Genomic DNA, 5,723 nt, shown 5'->3' with positions numbered 1-5,723 from the left:
CTACGGCCGCTGCGCAGCGTTCCTTTCTTTTCCCGGTGAAGGGCATCACCTACGGTGTCCTGTGATTTTTTTGAATAACGTGCCATATATCAATGTTTTAGTGATCAGTCCAAAAAAAAGACCAAAACAAAGCTGCCCATTATGTTTATTCGGCTGTAATTCGGGTGCAACCCGTGCGCAATTCGGGTGCAACCCGGGTCCCGCCCTCCTAAAACACCCCTTTTTCCCTACTGACATCCCAGTGCAACTCTACCCCCCTGCATAAAACCCTACATCATTTTACGGGCCTGCAGGTTTGTGTACACCTTACCTCATATCGCGTAAGCAATTCCCTGAAAATAAAGGCTTAGAAGAGTTTCAGCTGGGGATCGTCCTTATCTTTTTTAGCAGATGGCTTGGCTTTGCCCATTACAGTACGGCCGCCGTACATCCAGGAGGTATTTCTTTCCCGTTCAATTACCTGCTGAAAGTTTTCATTGGGTATAAAATCCTTTTCCAGCTTTTCAGACAGTACGGATAGCTTGCGGATAGCATCCTGCTTATCCGTTTGCCCCAGTTTTGACTTGTCTACAGCGCTGCGCAGCACCTGGATGGTTTCATCATATACTTTAGTGGGTACCGGGAAGGGATGGCCGTCCTTACCCCCATGGGCAAACGAAAATCTTGCAGGATCTGTAAAGCGGGAGGGGGTACCGTATATTACCTCGCTTACCAGCGTAAGGGATTGAATGGTGCGGGGGCCCACACCTTCCAGCAGCAGCAGGGATTCAAAATCATGCAGCTCCCGCTCGTGCGCTACTGCCAGCACGCTGCCCAGGCGTTTAAGGTCTACGTCCATGGCGCGTACATCGTGGTGGGAGGGCATTACCAGCTTGCGTATTTCAGGCAGCATACGGTCGGGGCCTTCCTGCACCATTTGCAGCAGGCCCGATTTGGCTGGTGTAGCGCCTTTATCAGTAAGGTTAAGGATCTGCCCCTGGTTTTGCCCGTAAATAAAGGTATGCGGCGTTTCTGTGAAAGAGGGCAGGGTAGCGGAGTGCCAGTGGTAACGCCGGGCCATGCCGCTGGCATCGTTCATGCCTTGCTGTATCACGGCCCATTCCCCGGTATCGGATACTACAAACGAGTGCAGGTATATCTGGAACCCGTCCTGCACCGCGGTATTATCCACCTTGGCAGATAGCTTGCTGCTGCGCACCAGCAGATCGCCGGGCAGGCCGGTGCGTTCTGCGATCACCTGCAGCTCAGCCGGTGTTTCCCGGGAGTGGCGGCCTTTACCCCCGCAAATGTAAATACCCAGCTCACCGGACATGGGGTTCACGGATTTCTTCAAAGCGCCCATTACGCTGGTAGTGATGCCGGATGAATGCCAGTCCATACCCATTACACAACCCAGCGCCTGGAACCAGCAGGGATCGCTCAGGCGGCGCAATACCTCGCCCTTACCATATTGCAGCACAATCGCTTCTACAATAGCCCCTCCTAACAGGGCCATTCTGCGGGCAAGCCAGGGCGGCACTTGCCCATAATGTAGCGGAAGATCAGCATAAGACACCCTGCAAAATTACGAATTACGAATTACCCAATTACGAATTGGGTTGTGCACATTTAAAATCTCTCCGGTATAAGCTGGCGTCCACAAGCGCCACCAGCCTGTTAATGCTTCGGAACCCATTCATGCTTCTCCCGTGCTCCACGCAATTCGTAATTCGTAATTGAGTAATTCGTAATTAGCTGTTCCCCCTTGGCACAATTATTTCCATACTCTTCCCGGAATGACGAAATGCTAACTCAAAAAATTTCCTTGTAATGAATATCAGAATTGAAAAACCATCGATCTATAAATTATGTATAACGCTTTGCCTGGCTATGATGATTAGCCTGTTCCTCTTTGCCTGCGGCAGTTCTAAGGAAAGCAGCAGCGGTACGGAAACAGATTCTTCCAGTGTAATACAGGATACTTCAGGGGCCATGCGCGACACTTCTACCGTGAATCGCGACACCGCCTCCACCATGCCAGCGGATACAACGCAACATTAAGTTGTGGCGTTTCGATCCCACTTTGTAGCTAATATTTCACGACACGCGGAAAACCATTTTTATGAAAATATTGAACTTGCCCTGCCTTTTGGTAGCAGGCGCGTTTGCCGGAATGTTCCTGATGACTTCCTGTGGCAGCGGACAAAATACCAATACGGATAGTACCGGCGTCATAACTACCGACAGTAATATGATGATGTCTGACACCACCTCTGTAAGGGACACTGCTCCCGCAGCCGAACAACCGCCGGGCGCCATTAACCCGGGCGAAGATTCCTCCAGGTATGGTACCGGAACAGAGGATTCCTCCAAGAACCGCCGCAAAAATCAGTAACGTCTCTTGTAATTGTGAGATTATATATGAGGTTACAACACCTGCAAAGGGTTGTAACCTTTTTTTATATCCCGGATTTAAAATATATTGCCCCACTGATCCGTCCCTTAATTACGGTAGCTCAATTACCCGTATCAGCCACTATTGAATAAAAGACCAGATGCAATTATTAGATCTTAGAAAGAACCTTGTGAAAGGTGTTAGTTTAACCTCCTTAAAGAAGACATTACGCCTCTATAAATACGTAAAGCCTTACTGGCCGCAGTTTAGCCTGGGCATGTTATTCCTGTTCATTTCCAGCCTGGCCGGACTGGCTTTTCCAAAGCTGCTGGGCGACCTGGTAGATTCCAGCACCCATGGCAACCTGATGCGCGATATGAACCGCCTCGGATTTATGCTGGTAGGCGTACTGGCCGGGCAGGCCCTGTTCTCTTATTTCCGCATCATACTGTTTGTGAACGTAACGGAAAAAACCCTGGCCACCCTGCGGCAAACCATTTATAACCACCTCATTAAGCTGCCCATGAAGTTTTTTGTGAACCGGCGGGTAGGGGAGCTGGGCAGCCGCATTTCTTCCGATATTTCCATGCTGCAGGAAACCTTTACCACCACCATTGCGGAGTTTATACGGCAGATCATAGTTATTGTGGGCGGTATTGCGCTGCTGCTGCATACATCGGCCAAGCTAACCCTGTTCATGCTGGCCATCTTTCCCTTTATAATGCTGGTAGCCTATGTGTTCGGGCGTTTTATACGCCGTTTTTCCAAACAGGTACAGAACCAGGTAGCGGAAGCCAACACCATTGTAGAAGAAACCCTGCAGGGCATCCTGAACGTAAAAGCATTTGCCAACGAGTTCTTTGAAATGAACCGTTACAAACATAAAACACTGGAAGCCGCTGCCACCGGCATAAAAAGCGGCAAGTACCGCGGCGCTTTCTCCTCTTTCCTGATCATGGGCATTTTTGGCGCTATGGTAGCGGTGATCTGGAGAGGCGCCATCCTTATCTCCACCGGCGAAATGGGATCAACCGGCGAGCTGTTCTCCTTTATTATCTACTCCGGTTTTATCGGCGGGTCCGTCACCGGGCTGGCAGAGGTATACACCAGCATACAGCGCAGCATGGGCGCCACAGAGAACCTGCTGGAAATACTGGACGAGCCGGCAGAACCTATTACCGACAGCAGCCAGATAGCGCCGGAGCACCACCTGAGCGGGCAGATCACCTTTGAGGACGTATCTTTCCACTACCCCTCACGCGCCGATATACCGGTGCTGCAAAATGTATCGTTCAGCGTGGCGGCAGATCAGCAGGTGGCATTGGTAGGCCCCAGCGGAGCGGGTAAAAGCACCATCGTATCTTTATTACTTCGTTTATACGATCCCGTAAATGGGTTAATAACCTATGACGGGCGCAATAGCCAGGATCTGCCACTCTCTGCCCTGCGCGGGCAAATGGCAGTAGTGCCGCAGGATGTGTTCCTGTTTGGCGGCACCATCCGGGAAAATATTGCCTATGGTAAACCCGGCGCTGATGATGAAGCGATTATTGAAGCCGCCCGTAAAGCCAATGCATGGGAGTTTATACAACGTTTTCCCGCAGGGCTGGATACCATAGTAGGAGAGCGCGGCATACAGCTGTCCGGCGGACAGCGCCAGCGTATTGCCATTGCACGCGCTGTGCTTAAAGATCCGCGGATCTTAATACTGGACGAGGCTACATCGGCCCTGGATTCTGAATCGGAAAGACTGGTACAGGACGCCCTCGAAAAGCTGATGGAAGGCCGCACCTCTATTGTGATTGCACACCGCCTTTCTACCGTTCGCAAAGCAGATAAGATCATTGTGCTGGATAAGGGCCACATTGTAGAAGAAGGTACGCATAAAGAGCTGATAGATGTAGACGGCGGCTTGTATAAGAATTTAAGTGAGATGCAGTTCTCGCACTGACGTGCGAAGGGTCCATGGCCGATGGTCCATAGTCCATTGCATTGAGCGTAGTATAATTACTGCGTTTACATGATATTAACCGCTCTTTCCCCGTATTAAAATTTACCGCGCTATAGGCCATGGACTATGGACCATCGACCATGGACTGTAGCGCTGAAAGCCGCTACAAATACGGCTTCATTTCCTCCTCAATATTCTTTCGCAGGTCCATCAGGCGCTGTGCATAATCATGCATATGCAGCTCTTCATCCGTTTTAGGCTCCCATTTGGGTACCGCTACTGTTTTACCATGATCATCCACCGCTGCAAACACCATGATACAGTGCGTGGTTTTAATACGCTCGCTCTTCCGCGGGTTTGAGGCAAATACATTTATGGCAATGTGCATGCTGCTGTTGCCGGTATAGATCACGGTGGCGTTGATCTCTACCAGGTTGCCAATGCTGATGGGCTGGTAAAAACGGATGCCGCCCACATATACCGTTACACAATACTGCCCGCTCCACTGTGCCGCACAGGTATAGCCCGCCTGGTCAATCCATTTCATTACAGCGCCGCCATGCACTTTGCCGCCAAAGTTCACATCGGAAGGCTCAGCCAGGAACCGCAGGGTAATAGCGTTAGAGATATTGGACATGAAGGATCTTAGATTTTAGATTTACGATTTTAGATTTGATGAGAACGCTCACAAAAACAGGGTCAAAGCTATAGTCAAAAATCGTAATTTAAAAATAATAGTCGCGGACTTCGTCCGCGGTACATGGTCGATGGTCCATAGTCCATGGCATCGAGCGGAGTAGCTGATGCATCCTGATCAATAGTCTTTAAAGTGAAGTTTTTCAACCGTGCACAAGGCCATGGACCATCGACCATGGACCATCGACTCTTCCTACAGCTCCTCCCGCGGCGGCTGCTCACCACCGTTCTCTCCGCCTTTCTCGCTCTTCTTCTTAAACAGGTTCATATCCATCTTACCAAAGCGCCAGGCTACGTTAATGCGGAACTCGCGGGAGGCGCGTTTGCGGTATCTTTCCTGCTCAGAAAAAGCAGTGGTGGTATAATTGAGGTCTCTGTCCGTATTAAAAATATCGTTCACAGCCATCGTCACAGAAAGGGCTTTGTTCTTCAGGAACTCCCTTTTCAGCGCAAGGTCCACCTGGTATTCGGCAGCAGCTTCGCCCTGCGGTAAGATCCGTTTGGATTCATAGTTGCCCGTTACCTGCAGCAGCATGCCCAGGGGCAGCTTGGTATTGCTGTTCACCTTTCCAAACCAGGTAAAGCCGCTGTTGTTCAGGTTAGTGCCAACATTGTCCGCATCAATTTTAGTTTGCGCCAGGTTCAGGTTGGTGGTAATATCCCAGCCGGGCAGCACCTGGTTGCGTACGGTGAACTCTGCCC

General features: G+C 50.4%; 7 protein-coding genes. 3 read left to right on the top strand and 4 right to left on the bottom strand.

The genetic code is table 11. The features are described from left to right. Both VIM87_RS31460 and VIM87_RS27550 read right to left on the bottom strand, forming a co-directional pair. A partial coding sequence (locus VIM87_RS31460) for a DUF6496 domain-containing protein (protein ID WP_414649673.1) occupies positions 1-86 on the bottom strand: 86 nt, incomplete at its 3' end. A gap of 260 nt (positions 87-346) precedes the next feature. Beyond that, entirely contained in the window at positions 347-1,555 is a 1,209-nt protein-coding gene (locus VIM87_RS27550; protein ID WP_332000097.1) for a DUF763 domain-containing protein, read from the bottom strand. A gap of 254 nt (positions 1,556-1,809) precedes the next feature. On the opposite strand from VIM87_RS27550, the gene VIM87_RS27545 reads away from it, so the two are divergent. The 3 genes from VIM87_RS27545 to VIM87_RS27535 all read left to right on the top strand — a co-directional run bounded on the left by VIM87_RS27545 (position 1,810) and on the right by VIM87_RS27535 (position 4,325). Further along, the gene (locus tag VIM87_RS27545) at positions 1,810-2,040 is read left to right on the top strand and encodes a hypothetical protein (protein WP_332000096.1); all 231 of its coding nucleotides are present in this window, start codon (positions 1,810-1,812) and stop codon (positions 2,038-2,040) included. Between the two features lie 61 nt (positions 2,041-2,101). Further along, positions 2,102-2,374, top strand: coding sequence for a hypothetical protein (locus tag VIM87_RS27540; RefSeq protein WP_332000095.1), 273 nt, complete (start codon positions 2,102-2,104; stop codon positions 2,372-2,374). 160 nt (positions 2,375-2,534) lie between these two features. Then, positions 2,535-4,325: an ABC transporter ATP-binding protein gene (locus VIM87_RS27535; RefSeq protein WP_332000094.1), complete on the top strand. Its 1,791-nt coding sequence runs from the start codon at positions 2,535-2,537 to the stop codon at positions 4,323-4,325. A gap of 163 nt (positions 4,326-4,488) precedes the next feature. Here VIM87_RS27535 and VIM87_RS27530 read toward each other — a convergent pair whose 3' ends face one another. Both VIM87_RS27530 and VIM87_RS27525 read right to left on the bottom strand, forming a co-directional pair. After that, the gene (locus VIM87_RS27530) at positions 4,489-4,962 is read right to left on the bottom strand and encodes an acyl-CoA thioesterase (RefSeq protein WP_332000093.1); all 474 of its coding nucleotides are present in this window, start codon (positions 4,960-4,962) and stop codon (positions 4,489-4,491) included. 252 nt (positions 4,963-5,214) lie between these two features. Then, the coding region (locus tag VIM87_RS27525) for an outer membrane beta-barrel protein (protein WP_332000092.1) at positions 5,215-5,723 on the bottom strand (509 nt) is incomplete at its 5' end.

Source organism: Chitinophaga sp., from assembly GCF_036569125.1.
Taxonomy (GTDB): domain Bacteria; phylum Bacteroidota; class Bacteroidia; order Chitinophagales; family Chitinophagaceae; genus Chitinophaga.
This window is presented reverse-complemented; position numbering and strand designations above follow the sequence as displayed.